18 protein-coding genes are annotated in these 17,055 nt (G+C 61.8%); all 18 read right to left on the bottom strand.

The features are described from left to right. Positions 1-6: 6 nt before the first annotated feature. Positions 7-507: a 2-oxoacid:acceptor oxidoreductase family protein gene (locus GF1_RS15465; protein WP_267927451.1), complete on the bottom strand. Its 501-nt coding sequence runs from the start codon at positions 505-507 to the stop codon at positions 7-9. Next, on the bottom strand, positions 504-2,342 hold the full coding sequence (locus GF1_RS15470; protein ID WP_267927452.1) for a thiamine pyrophosphate-dependent enzyme: 1,839 nt from the start codon (positions 2,340-2,342) through the stop codon (positions 504-506). The genes GF1_RS15465 and GF1_RS15470 overlap by 4 nt, the downstream gene beginning before the upstream one ends. A gap of 141 nt (positions 2,343-2,483) precedes the next feature. After that, complete coding sequence (locus GF1_RS15475) at positions 2,484-3,347, bottom strand: branched-chain amino acid ABC transporter permease (RefSeq protein ID WP_267927453.1); 864 nt, start codon at positions 3,345-3,347, stop codon at positions 2,484-2,486. A 349-nt stretch (positions 3,348-3,696) separates the two neighbouring features. Then, a complete protein-coding gene (locus GF1_RS15480; protein ID WP_267927454.1) occupies positions 3,697-4,386 on the bottom strand; it encodes a CAP domain-containing protein in 690 nt (229 codons plus the stop codon). A gap of 5 nt (positions 4,387-4,391) precedes the next feature. Next, the gene (locus GF1_RS15485; RefSeq protein WP_267927455.1) at positions 4,392-5,303 is read right to left on the bottom strand and encodes a 50S ribosomal protein L11 methyltransferase; all 912 of its coding nucleotides are present in this window, start codon (positions 5,301-5,303) and stop codon (positions 4,392-4,394) included. 159 nt (positions 5,304-5,462) lie between these two features. After that, the gene (locus GF1_RS15490; RefSeq protein ID WP_267927456.1) at positions 5,463-6,857 is read right to left on the bottom strand and encodes an NADH-quinone oxidoreductase subunit N; all 1,395 of its coding nucleotides are present in this window, start codon (positions 6,855-6,857) and stop codon (positions 5,463-5,465) included. 73 nt (positions 6,858-6,930) lie between these two features. Further along, on the bottom strand, positions 6,931-8,475 hold the full coding sequence (locus GF1_RS15495; protein WP_267927457.1) for a complex I subunit 4 family protein: 1,545 nt from the start codon (positions 8,473-8,475) through the stop codon (positions 6,931-6,933). A 22-nt stretch (positions 8,476-8,497) separates the two neighbouring features. After that, positions 8,498-10,279, bottom strand: a complete 1,782-nt coding sequence (locus GF1_RS15500) for a Na(+)/H(+) antiporter subunit D (protein WP_267927458.1) — start codon at positions 10,277-10,279, stop codon at positions 8,498-8,500. After that, positions 10,280-10,540, bottom strand: a complete 261-nt coding sequence (locus GF1_RS15505) for a hypothetical protein (RefSeq protein ID WP_267927459.1) — start codon at positions 10,538-10,540, stop codon at positions 10,280-10,282. It abuts the gene before it with no gap. After that, complete coding sequence (locus tag GF1_RS15510) at positions 10,537-12,006, bottom strand: monovalent cation/H+ antiporter subunit D family protein (protein ID WP_267927460.1); 1,470 nt, start codon at positions 12,004-12,006, stop codon at positions 10,537-10,539. The genes GF1_RS15505 and GF1_RS15510 overlap by 4 nt, the downstream gene beginning before the upstream one ends. Positions 12,007-12,012: 6 nt before the next feature. After that, positions 12,013-12,342, bottom strand: coding sequence for an NADH-quinone oxidoreductase subunit NuoK (nuoK, locus tag GF1_RS15515; protein ID WP_267927461.1), 330 nt, complete (start codon positions 12,340-12,342; stop codon positions 12,013-12,015). Positions 12,343-12,344: 2 nt separating this feature from the next. Continuing rightward, positions 12,345-12,854: an NADH-quinone oxidoreductase subunit J family protein gene (locus GF1_RS15520; RefSeq protein ID WP_267927462.1), complete on the bottom strand. Its 510-nt coding sequence runs from the start codon at positions 12,852-12,854 to the stop codon at positions 12,345-12,347. A gap of 77 nt (positions 12,855-12,931) precedes the next feature. Beyond that, a complete protein-coding gene (locus GF1_RS15525) occupies positions 12,932-13,387 on the bottom strand; it encodes a 4Fe-4S binding protein (protein WP_267927463.1) in 456 nt (151 codons plus the stop codon). Continuing rightward, positions 13,384-14,334, bottom strand: a complete 951-nt coding sequence (gene nuoH, locus GF1_RS15530; protein ID WP_267927464.1) for an NADH-quinone oxidoreductase subunit NuoH — start codon at positions 14,332-14,334, stop codon at positions 13,384-13,386. The genes GF1_RS15525 and nuoH overlap by 4 nt, the downstream gene beginning before the upstream one ends. Further along, positions 14,331-15,458 carry an NADH-quinone oxidoreductase subunit D gene (locus GF1_RS15535; RefSeq protein WP_267927465.1) on the bottom strand — a complete coding sequence of 376 codons (1,128 nt, stop codon included), beginning with the start codon at positions 15,456-15,458 and terminating at the stop codon, positions 14,331-14,333. The genes nuoH and GF1_RS15535 overlap by 4 nt, the downstream gene beginning before the upstream one ends. A 2-nt stretch (positions 15,459-15,460) precedes the next feature. Then, positions 15,461-15,901, bottom strand: a complete 441-nt coding sequence (locus tag GF1_RS15540; RefSeq protein ID WP_267927466.1) for an NADH-quinone oxidoreductase subunit C — start codon at positions 15,899-15,901, stop codon at positions 15,461-15,463. Beyond that, the gene (locus GF1_RS15545) at positions 15,898-16,413 is read right to left on the bottom strand and encodes an NADH-quinone oxidoreductase subunit B (RefSeq protein WP_267927467.1); all 516 of its coding nucleotides are present in this window, start codon (positions 16,411-16,413) and stop codon (positions 15,898-15,900) included. The genes GF1_RS15540 and GF1_RS15545 overlap by 4 nt, the downstream gene beginning before the upstream one ends. Continuing rightward, positions 16,383-16,832: an NADH-quinone oxidoreductase subunit A gene (locus GF1_RS15550; protein WP_267927468.1), complete on the bottom strand. Its 450-nt coding sequence runs from the start codon at positions 16,830-16,832 to the stop codon at positions 16,383-16,385. The genes GF1_RS15545 and GF1_RS15550 overlap by 31 nt, the downstream gene beginning before the upstream one ends. Positions 16,833-17,055 lie beyond the last annotated feature (223 nt).

Consider the following 17,055-nt stretch of genomic DNA (forward strand, 5'->3'; position numbering starts at 1 on the left):
GGCTCATCAGGCGTCAAGTCCCCGGCGAAAGGCCTTGAGGTTGTTTTCCACGAACCGCTCCGGAGAGATGGTTTCAATGGCGCGTTCCACCTGCTGCGGGCTGCAGAAGAAGAGCGATTTGCCCACCCCGTAGCCGAGCAGGATCAGGTTGGCCAGTACCGGTGAGCCCATCTCCGTGGCCATGGCCGTGGCGTCGAGATGGTACCAGGGTCCTTTTTCCGGGGTGTTGACCAGGACCCGGGCGTCGAGCCGCAGCAGGTGGCCGTGAACCGGCAGGTTCTGCGGGTGGAGAAAGATACCCACATCACCCTGGCCGCTGCGGATCAGCGGGCTGTGGAACCGGCCCACCTTGACGGTGGAGATAACCGAGCCGCCACGCTGGGCCATGCCGTGGGTTTCCGAGGTGAAGATTTCAAGGCCCATGTCCACGCCGGCTCCGGCGATGATCCGGGTGAGGAACAGCACCCCCTGGCCGCCCATGCCGCTGACAATGATCTGCTGTTTCACTTGGCGCCTCCTTTTCTGACAATGGAGCCGGTGGGGCACACGGTTTCACAGACTCCGCATTCCACGCAGAGTACCTGGTCGATGTGTGCCTGTTTCTCCTTCTCGTCCAGGGTGATGGCCGGACATTCAAACTGCTGGACGCAGATCCCGCAGCCCACGCAGTCATCGAGGATTTCCATGGGAATGCGTTCCTGTCTGGCCGGGTTTTTACGGTCCATGAGACAGGGATGGCGGGCGATCACCACCGCCACTCCCCCTTTTTCGGAGCGTATGAAACTGTCCGCCTCCCGGAGCAGGGTGGAAAATCCTTCCAGGTCATAGGGGTCGCCGATCTTGAGAAAACCCACCCCGCAGGCCCGGACAATATCCTCGATGACCACCCGGTTACCCGGCGAGCCGTCGGCCAGGACCCCGTGCTGCGGGGTGGGCTGCTGGCCGGTCATGGCCGTGGTGGAGTTGTCGAGGATGGTGACGATGATCCGCGCCTTCTGGACCACGGCATTGATCAGGGCCGGGATGCCGGCGTGGAAGAAAGTGGAATCACCGATGGTGACCACTATGGTGGGAAAGTCGTCCCCGTCCTGGGCGTGGGCATGGTAGAAACCGGCCCCCTGGCTGATGCAGGCTCCCATGCAGTGGCAGGTGTCCACCGCTCCCAGGTTCATACCCAGGGTGTAGCAGCCGATGTCGCTTGGGTAGATGCCCTTGGGAAAGGTTTTCTTGATGGCGTAGAACGAGGCCCGGTGCGGGCAGCCGGGGCAGAGAGAGGGGCGCCGTCCCCGGGCCGGCGGATTCTGCTGCAGGCCGCCGTTTTTCTTCTTCTCCGGCAGGTCCAGGAAGTCGAGTAAAATGGTGTGGAGCACGTCCGGGGTCAGCTCTCCCTGACCCGGCACATGGCCGGTGAGACGGCCGAGAATGTTTTTGTCTTTTCCCTGGAGCTGCAGTTCGATGACCGCATCGGGTTCTTCCAGGACAAGGATTTTTTCATGATCCCGGGCCAGGTTGCGGGCAAAATCCCGGGGAAGGGGAAAGGGCATCCTCACCTGGTAGAGATCCACCCGATCGCCAAGGCCCATCTCTTCCAGCAGGTCCGAGACATTGGCATGGGCGATGCCCGAAGCGACAATGCAGCATTCGGCCCGGCCCGGCCCGGTGGCCGTCGGCTGGAAGCGCTCTTCACCACTGATCCGATGGAGCTTGTCGTTGAGCTCCCCATGGAGCCCGGTGAGGAAGGCCGGAGTGGCTACCCAGCGGCCCGGATTTTTTTCAAAGACCGCCTTGCGCTCCAGGTCCTGGACCGGCCGCAGGTCGACGTTCTGGCGCGAGTGACAGATCCGGGTGGTGGGTCGCAGCACCACCGGGATCTCGTAACGTTCGGAAAGCTCCAGGGCCTCGGTCACCATGTCCCGGGCCTCGGCCGGGGAGGCCGGATCGAGCACCGGGGCCTTGGCAAACAGGCAGAAGAGGCGGGTGTCCTGCTCGGTCTGCGAGCTGTGCGGGCCGGGATCGTCGGCCACCACCACCACGAAGCCGCCCTTGACCCCGAGATAGGTTGAGCGGGTAAAGGGATCGGCGGCCACGTTCAGGCCCACCTGCTTCATGATCACGGCGGCTCGTTTGCCGGTATAGCTGGCGGCCAGGGCCGATTCGAAGGCTACCTTTTCGTTGACCGACCATTCCACATGCATGGGGCTGCCGGCCTCATCCATGCTGGTGGTCACCGCACCTAAAATTTCCGAGGAAGGGGTCCCGGGATAGGCCGAGACAAAGGTGCATCCGGCTTCCACAAGTCCCCGGCCGATGGCCTCGTTACCCATGAGGAGTTGTTGTTTCATTGCGTTCACACAGGCTGAAGTTAGTATGTTGTGTGCTGGTTTCAGAGTCGATATCCTTTATCTTTATTCCCAAAAAAAACAAGATGTTCTGTATCTCAATTCCACCGGGATGGGTCTCAGCAGAGATTCACACCATGGCGATTATTTCAACAGCCCCCGGGGCCGGATAAAGAGCACCAGCAGGAGCACGATAAAGGCGACCACGTCCTTGTAGGCGCTGCTGAGGTAGCCGGCGGTGAGGGATTCCAGGAGTCCCAGTCCCAGGCCGCCGACAATGGCGCCGGGAAAAGAGCCGAATCCGCCGAGGATCGCCCCGGCAAAGCCCTTGAGGCCCAGCAGGACCCCGACGTCATAGTTGAGAGTGGTTATCGGGGTCACCAGGACTCCGGCCAGCCCGCCCAGGGCTCCGGCCAGCCCGAAGCTGAACATCTTGACCTGGCCGATATGCAGGCCCACCGCGGCGGCGGCCCGCTCGTTGGAGGCAACTCCGCGCATGGCCAGGCCGATCCGGGTCCGGCGGAAGAGAAGGACCAGCAGACCGATGGCCACGGTGGTCAGGGCCAGGATCCACAGGGCCTGGGGCATGATTGTGGCCCCGAAGAAATGCAGAGGGGTCTCGCCGGACAGGGGGGGAACCGCCATCCGGTTTTTTCCCCAGACAAGTTTTATGATCCCGCGCAGGATAATGGAGATACCGATGGTAAGGAAGATCAGGACCAGGTGGTGATCCGAGCGTGATGGCCGGATCCCGATCCGTTCCACCAGCATGGCCACCCCCGTGACGCTGGCGGTGGCGAAGAGTACCGCCGCGGGCATGGGCAGGCCCAGGGTAAACAGGCCGGTGAAGAGAAACATGCCGCCCAGGGTGACAAAGTCCACCTGGACGAAATTGACAATGCCCATGGTGTTGTGCACCACGCAGAATCCCAGGGCGATGAGCGAATAGATCGCACCGCTGGTCAGTCCGGAAAAGATAAATTGGAGCAGATCCTGGAAGATATTCACAACGGTTCGGGTCCCCGCAGCAGACAGAAATTGAACCTAAATCCTGCAGTTGTCCGGCATTCGGACGTCGATACAAGCACATCTACGGCGTCGGCTTCACCGGTTTCGTGCTCGACGTACAACAGTACGCCTGCGCCGAAACCGGCTCGCCTCCTTGTAGCTGTACCAGTCTCAACGTTCTCGGTGCACGAACAGTGATGCGGCTTGACCGCATGACGACTGCAGGATTTAGGTTGAAAAAGTCCAAAGCTGGTTTCGTGTGATAGCAGAGCAGGGGAAAAAAAGCAAGAAACCTTCTCTGTTCCAGTGGATAGCGGGCAGGTGGGCGACGAGAGCGTGTCGTCTGGTATCAGGGCAGGGGGTCGCCGGCGGCGAAGTCCTGGGTGAAGTAGTGGTACAGGGAGCCATTCCCGTCGCGCCTGGAGATGTGGCTGATGCCGGTATCGGTGAATCCGGGCAGGAGGATATTTCGCCGGTGGCCCGGGCTGCCCATCCAGCCGCCGTTGCCGCCATGCACCTGTTTCCAGCGATCCCAGTCAGCCCCGCTCCAGCCCCGGCCCACGTCCTGCCAGCCAAGGGGGACCGGCAGGCCGTGTTGCCGGCAGTAGGTCTGGATCATTGTCAGGTTATCGGTGCCGAACATCACCCGGTAAGGAAGACGGGCCGAGGGATTGGCCGTTTTCTTCATGGCGACGTTTTCCCCCACTCTGGTCCAGTGGTATCCCTGTTCTCTGATCCGGTCGCTGACCCCCCGGCCATCCCGGCTGCGGTGGGTGAGGGTCAGGTGGCGGGCCATCTCCCGGGTATGCAGCAGCGCGGCCCGGTGCAGTCGGGGATCAGGCTTCAGGGGAGGCAAGTGGTGCATGGCCCGCTGTTCATTGACCAGGGCGAGGATTTGCTGTTCCACCCGGGACCAGGGCTCGGCGACGGGTTTTGGCCTCGGTGCGGGTACGGGTGCAGTGCGCGGTACGATCCGGGGCGGGGCCTGGCAGGATGCCAGGAGCGCGAAGATCAGCAGCAGGACAAGGGAGCGGTGCATCCCGGTTACTTCTCCAGGCGGAAGGTGCAGGCGGCCCATTCGTCGTCATGCAGGGTCCGGAGGTGGGCCAGGCCCAGGTCCTCGTAGACCCGGACGATGTTTTCTTCCTGCCTGCCGGCCAGAATACCGGCGAGAACGATGTGGCCGGAGGGGGCGAGCAGTCTGCGGAGGGCGGGCGCCATGGCCACCAGGACGTCGTGGACGATATTGGCCTGGATCAGCTCAAAGGGGCCCTGTATTTCCTCCAGGGGGGTGTCCTCGATCGAGATGCGGCCCTGGAGCAGGTTGCGGCCGACGTTTTCCCGGGCTACCCGGACCGCCTGGGGATCGTTGTCGATACCGATGACTTCGGATGCACCGAACAGGGCCGCAGCCATGGCCAGGATCCCGGTGCCGGTGCCCACGTCCAGAACCCGTCCGGGCGGGGCGGGCTGGCAGCACTCCCGGGTCAGGGCCAGGGCCATCCGGGTGGAGGCGTGCTGGCCGGTGCCAAAGGCCTGGCCGGGATCGAGCTCGATCACCTTCTCACCTTTGGCGGGCCTGTATTCTTCCCAGCTGGGCCTGATCACCAGACCGGGGATGATGGCAAAGGGGGTGTAGAACTGTTGCCAGCTGGTGGCCCAGTCCTCGTTGTCCATGGTTTCCACCTGGATGGGGGGCAGTTCCCGGTCATAGAGGGAGAACAGTTCGGACAGGGCTTCGCCGACCCGGCTGACGATGGCCTCCCGCTCCGCTGGTGTATCGTCCCGGAGGGGAAAAAAACCGGTTATCCGCTGCGGTTCCGAATCCGCGCTGATCTCCACCCCGGCCCCGGAAAGCACTCCCATGAGATCACTGATCGATTCCACCATGGCCGGTGGAGATGCAAGGCTCAACTTGAGCCACCTTTTCACCGTGGATGTTTCGTTCTGTTCCATTACCTGGTCCTGTCTGCAGATTTGGCCAGGCTCCCGGTCCTGGAGGAACCGCGGAGCCGGTGGTCGTGCCTGGTTGCTGGTCCAAGACATAGCACGCTGCCGTCCGACCTGGCAATGGTGAACAGGGAATTTCCAGGAATCCGCCTGGAAGAACCGCTCCTAAAGACTGCCGATGGCCGCCTCGGCAAGCTCCAGCACTCCGCCGGGCAACAGGCCGAGAAAGAGCAGCAGCAGGGCCAGGGCCAGGGCCAGGGACCGGATGTGGGACGGGGGGGCCAGGGGGACCGGGTCCGTGCTGCTCACCAGGCTGATCTTGATAACTTTGAGGTAATAGAACATCCCGATCAGGGTATTGATCACTGCGGCGAAAACCGGCCAGAAATAGCCAGCCTTCCACACCGCGGTGAGCAGCAGCAGCTTGCCGGTGAATCCGGCCGTGGGCGGCAGGCCGGCCAGGGAGATGAAGGTGATGACCAGCATGATGGCCAGGACCGGGGAGCGGTGCCAGAGCCCGGCCAGGTTGTCCAGCGGGATGTCGTGTTCGTCACCGGCCACCTGTATGGCCACCAGGAAGGCGGCCAGGGTCATGAAGGTGTAGACCGTGCCGTAGAAGAGCGAGGCGGTGAGCCCACCGTCGGCCGGGGCCAGCAGGCCAAGCAGGATGTAACCGGCGTGGGAGACCGCCGAGTAGGCCAGCAGCCGCTTGAGCTCTGTCTGGGTCAGGGCCATGAGGTTGCCCATGGTCATGGAAAGGATGGCCAGAATGGTCAGGACCGGAGTCAGTCCTTCCATGTCCATGAACAGGGAGACCACCCGGACCAGCAGGGCCACGGCGGCCAGCTTGGGCAGGGCGGCGATGTAGGCCACCACCTCGGCCGCGCTGCCGGCGTACACATCCGGGGCCCAGAAATGGAAGGGGAAGGCCGAAAGTTTGTATAACAGCCCGGCCATGAACAGAATCACCCCGAGCACAGCCATGGGATCGTGCAGGTGCGTGGGGATGGCCGGAATGATGTCGGCGAGAAAGGTGGAACCGAAGGCACCGTACAGATAGGTGATCCCGTAGAGCATGAAGGCGGTGGACACGGCGCCGAATATCATGTACTTGGCCACGGATTCGAACTGATAGCCCAGTCCCTTGCGGTAGGAGGCGACGATGAACAGGGGGTAGGAGGAGATTTCCAGGCCGATGAACAGCGTCAGCAGCTCGGTGGCCCCGGTAACCAGCAGCAACCCCAGGGTCGAGATCGAGATGAAGAAGTAGAATTCACCGGTCTTCTGGTCGTCGGTCTGGCGGAGGCGGCCGCCGATGACGCAGGCCAGGAGGTAGGCCACGCAGATGAGCAGGCTGAAGAAACGGCTGAACCCGTCCACGGTAAAGGCACCGTGGAAGAAGATGTACTTGTGCTTCAGGCCGATCAGGGAGGCGAGCACGGCGACCCCGCCGAAGCCCATGGCCCAGCGTTGCAGATTTTTGCGGTCAAGGAGCGAGCTGATGAAGAAGAAAATCGCCGCGGTGCTGATAACGATTTCTGGCAGGATACCGTTGAACATGGTTGTCATCCTCTTGATATGATCATCAGGCCGCCTGATGGTCCGGGCGGCCTTCGGTGCTGTGGTTGCGCTCTCAGTTCAGAAACCCCGGGGGCAGAGCCTGGCCGATGAAGGCCGAAAGGTCCATCACCGTCTGCCCATGGAGCCTGGCGCTGATGGACTCCAGGGCCGGGTTCATGATTTTCAGCAGGGGGGCGGGATACAGGCCGAATACAATGACGAGAATGGCCAGGGGCAGCAGGCTGGCCAACTCCCTCAACCCGATGTCCCGGGCCAGGGCCGGATCGCCCCCTCGCCCCCAGGTCAGTTTGATGAACATCCTGAACATGTAGGCCGCGGCCAGCAGCGCCCCGGGGATGACCCAGGCCCCGAGGCGCAGGCTGTGGCTGAAGGCGCCGCTTAAGCAGAGAAACTCGCCCACAAAGCTGGCCGTGCCGGGAAAGGCCAGCGACGAGAGGGAAAACAGGCCCAGGAAAAAGACAAACCCGGGCATCAGCCTGGCCAGGCCGGCGTTGTCGGCAAGCTCCCGGGAGTGGGTCCGTTCGTAAAGCATCCCGACCAGGAGAAAGAGGCCGCCGGTGGTCAGGCCGTGGTTGAGCATCTGCAGCATGGCGCCCTGGAAGCCCTGCATGTTGAGGACCCCGATTCCCAGGGTGACAAATCCCATGTGGGCCACCGACGAGTAGGCGATCAGCTTCTTGATGTCCTGCTGGGCCAGGGAGAGCAGGCCGCCGTAGAGGATGGCCGCCACCGAGAGCACGATCAGCACCGGTGCCAGGCTGACGCTGGCGGCCGGGGTCAGGGTCAGGTTGAAGCGCAGTAGTCCGTAGGTCCCCATCTTCAGGAGTACGCTGGCCAGGATCACCGAGCCGGCGGTGGGCGCCTCCACGTGGGCTGCGGGCAGCCAGGTGTGCAGCGGCACCATGGGAATTTTGACCGCGAAGCCAACCAGGAATGCGAGAAAGAGCCAGAACTCCCAGCGGGGCGCCAAGTCGAGACCGAGCAGGGCCGGGTAGCTGAAGGTACCGCCATGGATGTAGAGCCCGACAATGGCCAGGAGGAGGAAGATCGAGCCGCCCAGGGTGTAGAGAACGAATTTGATGGCCGCGTACATCCTCCGGGGGCCACCCCAGATGGCGATGATAAGGAACATGGGGATCAGCATGGCCTCCCAGAAGAAGTAGAACAGCACCAGGTCGAGCGCCACGAACACCCCGGTGAGGATACCCTGGGTCAGAAGCAGGCAGGCCATGAATTCCCGCACCCTTTTGTTGATGTAGCGCCAGGAACAGAGCACGGTGGACGGGCCGAGGAAGGTGGTCAGCAGGACCAGCGGCAGGCTGATTCCGTCGACCCCCAGGAGGTAGCTCAGGCCAAGTTGCCTGATCCAGACATGGTTTTCGACAAACTGGAATCCCGGCAGCTCCGGCTGGAAGGCTGAATAGAGCGGCAGGGAGACCAGGAAGGTCAGGCTAAGGATGATCAGGGCCAGCCAGCGGCTCATCTCGTCGCTCCTGATGAGAAAAAGCAGGAAGGCGCCGATGATGGGCAGAAAGATGATCAGGCTCAGGTAGGGACCATCCAGGGGTGAGGGGTGGAGTATGGCAAGTGGACTCATGGGCATAGGTACGAACTCTTGTTTAGCGGATGTAGAGGGCCAGCAGGATGATGGCGGCCAGCACGGTCAGGGTTCTGGCCACGTAACGTGACAGTATTCCGGGCTGCATGAAAAAGCGCATCCGCTCGCTGAAGCGGAGCACGGATTCGGCCGAGCCGTCGACAAAGCCGTCGACGACTCGCTGATCTGTCCAGGCCGATAAGGCGGCCAGGGTCCGGAGCAGGGGCAGGACCACAGTCTTGTGCAGATTCTTGATCACCTGTTCGTCCACCATGCGCAGCACTTTGCGGCAGAAGGCCAGGAACAGAACTGCGCCCCTGCGGTAGAACCAGTCCAGATCCAACCCCACTTTGGGCTCGGGGTAGAGCTTTTTTATCAGCAGGAAGAAGCCCAGCATGGTGAAGAGCAGGATCTGGAGCGAGGCCATGACATGGGCCGCGGTGTAGGGATGGTAGGGAACCTCGAAGGGCAGCAGACGGTAGAGTCCTTCGGGGTTGATACCTATCAGGATGCAGTAGTAGGCAGCCAGACCCATGGCGATGAGCATGTTGAGGGGCGCCTCCCGCCGGGGCGGGTCAAAGGGCGGCTCGTCGCGCCAGAACCAGATGAAGTAGGGGACCTTGAGGCCGGTGTGGAGAAAGGTACCGGCCGAGGCCAGGGTCAGGCCCAGGGCGGCCCACTGGAGATGGCTCTCCCAGGCCCCTGATATGACCATGGACTTGGAGACAAAGCCGGAAAAGAGCGGAAAGGCGGAGATGGACAACCCACCGACCAGGGTGAAGACAAAGGTCCAGGGCATGTACTTCCACAGGCCGCCGAGCTCGGAAAACCGGCTCCGGCCTGTAACCTGAAGCACTCCGCCCACGCCCATGAAGAGCAGTCCCTTGTAGAGGATGTGGGCATAGGCATGGGCGCAGGCCCCGTTCAGGGCCAGCTCGGTGCCGATTCCCACCCCGGCGACCATGTAGCCCACCTGGCTGATGATGTGGTAGGAGAGCAGGCGGCGGGCGTCGTTTTCCAGCACAGCGTAGACCACACCGTAAAGGGCCATGACCACACCGAGGACGATGAGGATCTCGAAGCCGGCAAAGGAGCGGATCAGGGCGTAGACCGCGGTTTTGGTGGTATAGGCGCACATGAACACCGAGCCGACCACTGTGGCGCTGCCGTAGGCATCGGGCAGCCAGGCGTGCAGGGGCGGCACGGCGGCGTTGAGAAGGAATCCGGCCAGGATCAGGTACTGGGCCGTACCTGCGGAGGCCGGATCGATACCGGTAAAAGCGATGGAGCCGCTCTGGTGGTACTGGAGCAGGATCCCTCCCAGCAGCATCAGACCACCGAACACGTGGACCAGTACGTAGCGGTATCCGGCCGCGATCGCCCGGTCGGTCCGGCGGAGAAAGATGAGGGCGGCGGAAAAGACCATCAGCCCTTCCCAGAAGAGAAACAGGGTCAGGTAGTCACCGGCAAAGACACAGCCAAGCGCCGAGCCCACGTAGCCCATGGCCGCCACCTGCTGCCACGGATCCTCCATGTGTAGACCGTAGACTGCGCCGATGAGCGCCATGAGGGTGAAGACATTGGCAAAGACCAGGGCCAGTTTGTCTACCCGGCCAAAGGTGAGTGTCAGGCCGTGGATCTCGAACTGGCCATACAGGCCCGGGCTCAGGGTGGAGACCATGGTCAGGGCCAGCAGTGGCACAAGGATCAGCAGGCACTGTCGCCAGATTCCCCGGGACAGCGGCACCGCCGGGAGTCCGAGGAAAAAGAAGAGCGCCGGATGGATAAAGAAGCTGTCACCCATTTACAGGCCTCCCCTGGTTTCGTAGTAATTTTCGGGCCGAAAGAGCCAGGCATGGCCCAGCCACTTGGACACCACGATGATGAGTACACAGGCCAGCAGGCCGAACAGGGCCCAGAAGCCGGGAATTTCATCGCCGAGAAAGTAGACGTGGTGCCGGGGCACCAGCAGGTCCCCGACCACCAGCAGGCCGAGCAGGCAGCCGAATGTCACCTTGACCAGGTGATAATGGCGGCGCATCCAGCCGATGAGACGAACGATCATGAGAGAACCTCCCCGATGAGCTGCAGGAACGGTTGCGGAAACAGGCCGAACAGAATGGTAAGTCCGGCGGTGATAGACAGAGGGATGACCATGAAAGCCGGGGCCTCCTGCAGTCCCGCCTTGTCGGCCGTGGACGGCCGCATGAAAAAGGCCCGATAAATGATCGGCAGAAAATAACCGGCGTTGAGCAGGGAACTGGTGAGGATGAAGACCAGCAGAAGCATGGAGTTGTTGTCCAGGCAGCCAAGCCCCAGGAACCATTTGGTGACGAACCCTGCGGTACCTGGTACGCCGATCATGGAAAAGGCGCCGATGGCAAAGGCGGTCATGGTGATCGGCATCCGGTATCCGATCCCCGAGAGCTCGGAGATGTATTTCTTGCCGCTGGCGACGAAGATAGCCCCGGCGCAGTAGAACAGGGTGATCTTGGAAAAGGCGTGATTGGCGATATGGATCATGCCGCCGGTCATGGAGCTGACCGAGACCAGGGCGAACCCAAGGGTAATGTAGGCCAGCTGGCTGACCGTGGAATAGGCCAGGCGGGCCTTGAGATTGTCATGGGTCAGGGCGATCATCGAGGCCAGGAGAATGGTGGCGGACATGAAAAAGGCAGTGGGCATGACCAGGCCCAGCTGCTGCATCAGCTCCGGACCGTAGACGTTGTAGATCACCCGGGCGATGCAGAAGACACCGACCTTGACCACGGCCACCGCGTGGAGCAGAGCCGAGACCGGAGTCGGGGCCACCATGGCCGAAGGAAGCCAGGAGTGGAGCGGGATAAGGCCCGATTTGGCGATGCCGGCGACAAAAAGGATAAAGAGCACGACAAGCAGGGTCGGGTCGGCGTCGGCTGGCAGGATGGCGTCGGGTCCGAAATCCAGGTTACCGGCCAGGACATAGGTCAGGACCAGGGCGGTGAGGAAGAACAGCTTGCCGGTACCCATCAGGTAGACCAGATACTTGTTGGCGCCCCAGCGGGCCTCATGGTCTTCGTGGTGCATGACCAGGGGATAGGTGAAGATGGAGACCAGTTCGTAGAACAGGTACATGGTGAACAGCGACCCGGACATGGCCACGCCGAGAGCTGCGGACAGGGTAAGGGCGAAGCAGGTGTAGTATCTCGTCTGGGCGTGCTCGTTGAGGCCGCGCATGTAGCCAATCGAATAGAATGAGGTCAGGATCCAGAGAAAGGACGAGATAGAGGCAAAGACCATGGAAAAGCCGTCCACCCGGAAGACCAGGGAGAAACCAGGCAGGATCTCCACCAGGTGGCAGCGGAGCACCTCGCCCCGGAGGATGGGCGGCAGCATGGCCATGACCAGGGCAAACTTGAGCACCCCGGTGACCACGGAGACGGTCTCCCGGCGGTTGGGATCGTGACGAAACCGCATGATCAGCCCGGCGCCGACCAGCGACACGGCGACAATCAGGACAGGCAGGATGGAAAAGGTCGTTTGTTCAGCCATGGTCGATCACCCCTTGAGCTTGATCAGTTTGTCCACCGCGATGGTCTGGTAGTTGCGGAAAACCGCCACGGCGATACCGAGGAAGACCGCGGCCTCGGCGGCGGCGATGCCGATGATGAAAAGCGTGGTGATCCGGGCCTGCATGGGGTCGGGGACCAGGTAGGTGCCAAAGGCCATGATGTTGATCCCCACACCCTGGAGCAGGAGTTCCAGGGAGATGAGGAAGCCGATCAGCGAGCGGCGGAAGAGCATGCCGTAGAGGCCGATGGCGAACAGGGCATGGGCCACGATCACGTAGACCAGCAGGTTGTTGGGCAGGGTGGTGAGAAATTCCATGTTCAGATCCTCCGGTTGATCAGGGCAATGGTGATCGCGCCGATGACGGCCACGGTGAGCAGGATGGAGATCAGCTCGAAGGGCAGCAGGTACTCTTTGAGCAGCATCCAGCCGATGCGGCTCTCGTCTATCTTGTGGGCCGAGGCGACGATCTCCCGTCCGGACAGGCTTTTCAGGGTGGCGCTGAGCATTGTCACCACCAGAACCACCGGGATGGCGGCCTTGATGTCCAGCGGCTTCACCCCTTCCTCGCCCTTCTTGCGGGTCAGCGACAGCCCGAAGGCGATGGCCACGCAAACCGCGCCGATATAGATCATGACCTGCATGACGGCCAGCAGGGGGCTGCCCAGGTTGTAGTAGAGCCCGGCCACCCCGAGCAGGGTGCCGACCAGGCCGAAGAAACAGTAGATCAGGTTTCTGGCCGTGACCGCCAGGAGGGCGCCGCCGATGACCAGCAGCAGTATCATGCCGAACGAGAGGTAATAGACGGTGTAGATGAAACTGTCGATCATGGTTGTCTCTCTTTAATCGTTACAAAGCGGGTAATTAATGCCTCCGGTTCCGGGAGGGACCGGCGGAGAGCTTGTTCTCAGGAGTAGAAGGGCGAGATCAGGTCCGAAAGCAGGTCCATCTCCCGGTACTCCCGGTCGGTATAGTCGGCCAGGGAGTAGTCGCGGGAAAATTCCAGCGCCTCCACCGGGCAGCTCTCCACGCAGAGGCCACACAGGCTGCACTTGGTGAAGTCGAGCAGAAAGCGGTCGGCAACCTTCTTCTTCGCCCCCTCGGGTTTGCGGCCGCTCACCGTGATGCAGCCGGACGGGCAGTTGCGGGCGCAGGTACCGCAGGCGAAACACTTGGGGTAACGGGTCCGCTCGTCCGGGATCATGGAGATGTGGCCGCGGAAACGCGGTGGCAGCGGGGCCGTTTCCCGGGGCCACTGTACGGTGTGCGGGGTGGTGACCATGTTCTGGATGGTCACCCGCATGCCGACGAGCAGGCTGAAGAAACCTTTGACGATGTCCTTTACGTAGCAGCATTCCATCATAGGGCCAGCACTCCTGCGGTGACGAGAAAGTTGATCAGGGTCAGGGGCAGCAGGATCTTCCAGCCAAAGGAGAGCATCTGGTCGATGCGCAGCCTGGGGAAGGTCCAGCGAAACCACATGAGGACAAAGATGATCCCGTAGAGCTTGATCAGCGACCAGACCGGGCCGGGCAGCAGCGGCCCCTGCCAGCCGCCGAGAAAGAGTATGGAGGCCAGGGCGGCGGCAATGAACATGTAGGAGTATTCAGCCAGAAAGAAGAGAGAAAAACCCATGGCCGAGTACTCGGTGTGAAAACCGGCAACCAGTTCACTTTCGGCCTCGGAAAAATCGAACGGGCTGCGGTTGGTCTCCAGGGTGATGGTGACGATGTAGATAATGAAGAGCAGGGGCTGGTAAAGAATGTACCAGCCATTTTTCTGGGCCTGGGCAATCTCCCGCAGGCTGAAGGAGCCGGCCATCATGATGATGGTCAGGATGCAGAGCAGCAGGGGGATCTTGTAGGCCAGGATCTGGGCCACGGCCCGGGTTCCGCCGAGCAGGGCGTACTTGTTGTTGGACCCCCAGCCGGCCAGCAGGATGCCGAGCGTGTTGAGCAGGCCAAGGGCGATAACCAGCAGCAGGCCGATGTTGAGCTCCCAGGCCTGGACCGTCTCGCCCAGCGGCAGAGGAATCATGGCGACAAAGATGGGCACCAGGCTGACCACCGGGGCCAGGAGGAAAAGCGGCTTGTCAGCTTCGGCCGGGACAAGGAACTGCTTGGAGACCAGCTTGATGCCGTCGGCCAGGGTCTGGAGCACACCGTGGGGCCCCACTTCCATGGGCCCATAGCGGAATTGCATGTGGCCGGCGACCTTACGCTCCAGCCAGACCAGGATCACCGCGTTCAGGCCGACAATGGCGCTTATGCCCAGCAGGTAACAGAGAATCGTACCAAGGGAAATGTTCATCGGTCCACCTCCGGGATAACCATGTCCAGGCTGCCGAGGATGGCCAGGGCATCGGCCAGCAGCTGCCCCCGGGCCAGCTTGGAAAAGATGGAGAGATTGGAGAACGAGGGCACCCGGAACTTGACCCGGTAGGGTTTCCTGGTTCCGTCGCTGACAATGTAGATGACCAGCTCGCCGCGCGGGGTCTCCACCGCCATGGCCACTTCGCCCTCGGGCGGCTTGATCTGCTTGGGCACCTTGGAACGGAAGGGGCCGTCGGGGATGGTGCTCACCGCCTGTTCGATGATGGCCAGCGACTGTTCCATCTCTGCCATGCGGACGTTGTAGCGGGCCAGGCAGTCCCCGGACTGTTCCACCGGCACGGTGAATTCGAACCGGTCATAGCCACTGTAGGGTTCTTTCTTGCGGACATCGAAGTCATAGCCCGAGGCGCGCAGGGAGGGACCGGTGATGCCGTAGCCGGCGGCGTCAAAGGGGAGGATGACGCCCACGTCCCTGGAGCGGTGGTGGAAGATCACGTTGCCGGTGACCAGGTCGTGGTAGCGGGGCAGCCGGCTGCGGAATCCGGTGACGAATTCCTCGACCCGGGCCAGGAACAGGTCGTCCACGTCGGCCCCCAGACCGCCGAAGCGAAAATAGCAGTAGGTGAGCCGGGAGCCGGTGATGTATTCCAGCAGGTCGAGGATCTGTTCCCGGTCGGTGAAGGCCTGGAGAAACGGGGTAAAGGCGCCGAGATCCAGGAGATAGGCCCCCCACCAGAGCAGGTGGCTGGCGATCCGGTTGAGCTCGGTGGCGATCACCCGTACGTGGATGGCCCGCTCCGGAACCTCGAAGCCGCAGAGCTTCTCCACCGCGCAGACCCAGGCCAGATTATAGGAAAGGGCTCCCAGGTAGTCCATCCGGCAGACATAGGGCAGGGCCTGGAGATAGGTCATGTTTTCAGCTATTTTTTCCTGCATCCGGTGGCCGTAGCCAAGCACCGGGTCGGCCCGCAGAATGTACTCGCCATCCATCTGCAGGACCACGCGCAGAACCCCGTGGGTTCCAGGATGCTGAGGGCCCAGATTGAGAATGAAGTTGTCGCTGTCGGTCTTTTCCAGGGTGTATGTGGGTGGTGCAGACATGATCATGGGGTCCCTGTGAAGTCTTTTCTCAGCGGATGAAAGGTTGCGTCCTCGGGCAGGAGCAGGTTCCTGGTGTCCGGGCAGTCGTCGAAGGCGATGCCGAACATCTCGGCGGTTTCCCGCTCATGCCAGACCGCGCCCGGGAAGATCCGGCCGATGGAGGGCAGACGGGGACGGGTCCGGGAGACCGGGATCCGGGCCAGGAAACGCAGCGGCTCGTCGTAATGGTTGAACAGGTAGACCCCGTCCATGAGGTTGTCCCCCGGCCGGTCCACAGCGGTGATGGTCTCGATGAAGAACCCGGACCGGACCAGGGCCGTGGCCAGGGGCCTGAGCTGCTCCGGCTCGAGTACCAGGGAACAGTGCAGTCCGGTGGAGGGAAATTCCGTGGGCCGGTACTCTATGCCGACCTGACTCAGGGCGCGTTCAAGGTGATTGCTCATTGGGCGTCCTCCCTGGGAATGGCTGGGGGATCGGGGAACCGGCGGTTTCCGGTCAGTTTTTCTTCCAGTTTCAAAAAGGCCTCGATCAGGGCCTCGGGGCGGGGCGGGCAGCCGGGGACAAAGACATCCACCGGGATCAGGTTGGCCACGCCTTCCACCACGTTGTAATTGAAGTCCAGCTTGAACGGGCCGCCGGAGATGGCGCAGTTGCCCATGGCAATGACCCATTTCGGAGCCGGCATCTGGTTGTAGAGCCGCACCACCGTGGGGGCCATCTTGGCGGTGACCGTGCCGGCGACGATCATCACGTCGGCCTGGCGGGGCGTGGCCCGGAAGACTCCGGCCCCGAACCGGTCCAGGTCGAAGCGCGGCCCGGCGGCGGACATCATTTCAATGGCGCAGCAGGCCAGACCGAAGGTCAGCGGCCATAGGGAATTAGCCCGCGCCTGGTCGAAGATTTTTTCAAGGACGGCAAAATGAACTATCGGAGGGAGAGTGCTTCCCGTTCCCATATCCAGACTCCTTTTTTCCAGGCATAGATGATCGCCATAAAGAGAATGACGCAGAAAATGACCACTTCCATGAAGCCCGCCAGGCCCACCCCCTGCCGGTAGATACGGGCAATGGGGAAGAGGTAGAGGACGTCGACTTCAAAGACGATGAAGATCAGGGCGTAGACATAGTAGAAGACCCCGAAGCGCGACGAGGTGGCCTGGCCGAAAGCGACCATGCCGCATTCGTAGATTGCCCCGATGTGCGGGTTTCTGCTCCGGGGGGAGAGCAGGTAGCAGGCCACCAGCGGGGCCACGGCAAAGAGGACTCCCAACAGGAGGAAAAGCGACAGGATAAAACCGTCGGCCACCAGTTCCGGGTCCGGGGGTGCCGCCATGTGCAAAAAGGTACTGGCGGGATTCAGGGCTGTCTCAGACATGTTCTCACTCCGTGGTAGTAGTGCAGGTCAAGATGAACGACAGCCTACAAAGTGGGATTAAATAAATCAAATTTGAAATATTTTAAATTAGCATAAATTTCATTTATAGTTTTTGTCTCCTGTCAGGGCCGGCACGAAGAAGATCCGTTCCGGGTCGAGATGACCAGACCCGTGGGCAGGCCGGCTTTCTTCACCTTTACCTCGTTGAAATTACACCCTGTCC

The sequence above is a fragment of the Desulfolithobacter dissulfuricans genome (assembly GCF_025998535.1).
Lineage (GTDB): Bacteria > Desulfobacterota > Desulfobulbia > Desulfobulbales > Desulfobulbaceae > Desulfolithobacter > Desulfolithobacter dissulfuricans.

Excerpts from the sequence above, each read along its gene's own strand:
- GF1_RS15470 (WP_267927452.1), bottom strand. The coding sequence starts at position 2,342 with ATGAAACAACAACTCCTCATGGGTAACGAGGCCATCGGCCGGGGACTT.
- GF1_RS15480 (WP_267927454.1), bottom strand. The coding sequence starts at position 4,386 with ATGCACCGCTCCCTTGTCCTGCTGCTGATCTTCGCGCTCCTGGCATCC.
- GF1_RS15485 (WP_267927455.1), bottom strand. The coding sequence starts at position 5,303 with ATGGAACAGAACGAAACATCCACGGTGAAAAGGTGGCTCAAGTTGAGC.
- GF1_RS15490 (WP_267927456.1), bottom strand. The coding sequence starts at position 6,857 with ATGTTCAACGGTATCCTGCCAGAAATCGTTATCAGCACCGCGGCGATT.
- GF1_RS15495 (WP_267927457.1), bottom strand. The coding sequence starts at position 8,475 with ATGAGTCCACTTGCCATACTCCACCCCTCACCCCTGGATGGTCCCTAC.
- GF1_RS15500 (WP_267927458.1), bottom strand. The coding sequence starts at position 10,279 with ATGGGTGACAGCTTCTTTATCCATCCGGCGCTCTTCTTTTTCCTCGGA.
- GF1_RS15505 (WP_267927459.1), bottom strand. The coding sequence starts at position 10,540 with ATGATCGTTCGTCTCATCGGCTGGATGCGCCGCCATTATCACCTGGTC.
- GF1_RS15510 (WP_267927460.1), bottom strand. The coding sequence starts at position 12,006 with ATGGCTGAACAAACGACCTTTTCCATCCTGCCTGTCCTGATTGTCGCC.
- nuoK (WP_267927461.1), bottom strand. The coding sequence starts at position 12,342 with ATGGAATTTCTCACCACCCTGCCCAACAACCTGCTGGTCTACGTGATC.
- GF1_RS15520 (WP_267927462.1), bottom strand. The coding sequence starts at position 12,854 with ATGATCGACAGTTTCATCTACACCGTCTATTACCTCTCGTTCGGCATG.
- GF1_RS15525 (WP_267927463.1), bottom strand. The coding sequence starts at position 13,387 with ATGATGGAATGCTGCTACGTAAAGGACATCGTCAAAGGTTTCTTCAGC.
- nuoH (WP_267927464.1), bottom strand. The coding sequence starts at position 14,334 with ATGAACATTTCCCTTGGTACGATTCTCTGTTACCTGCTGGGCATAAGC.
- GF1_RS15535 (WP_267927465.1), bottom strand. The coding sequence starts at position 15,458 with ATGTCTGCACCACCCACATACACCCTGGAAAAGACCGACAGCGACAAC.
- GF1_RS15540 (WP_267927466.1), bottom strand. The coding sequence starts at position 15,901 with ATGAGCAATCACCTTGAACGCGCCCTGAGTCAGGTCGGCATAGAGTAC.
- GF1_RS15545 (WP_267927467.1), bottom strand. The coding sequence starts at position 16,413 with ATGGGAACGGGAAGCACTCTCCCTCCGATAGTTCATTTTGCCGTCCTT.
- GF1_RS15550 (WP_267927468.1), bottom strand. The coding sequence starts at position 16,832 with ATGTCTGAGACAGCCCTGAATCCCGCCAGTACCTTTTTGCACATGGCG.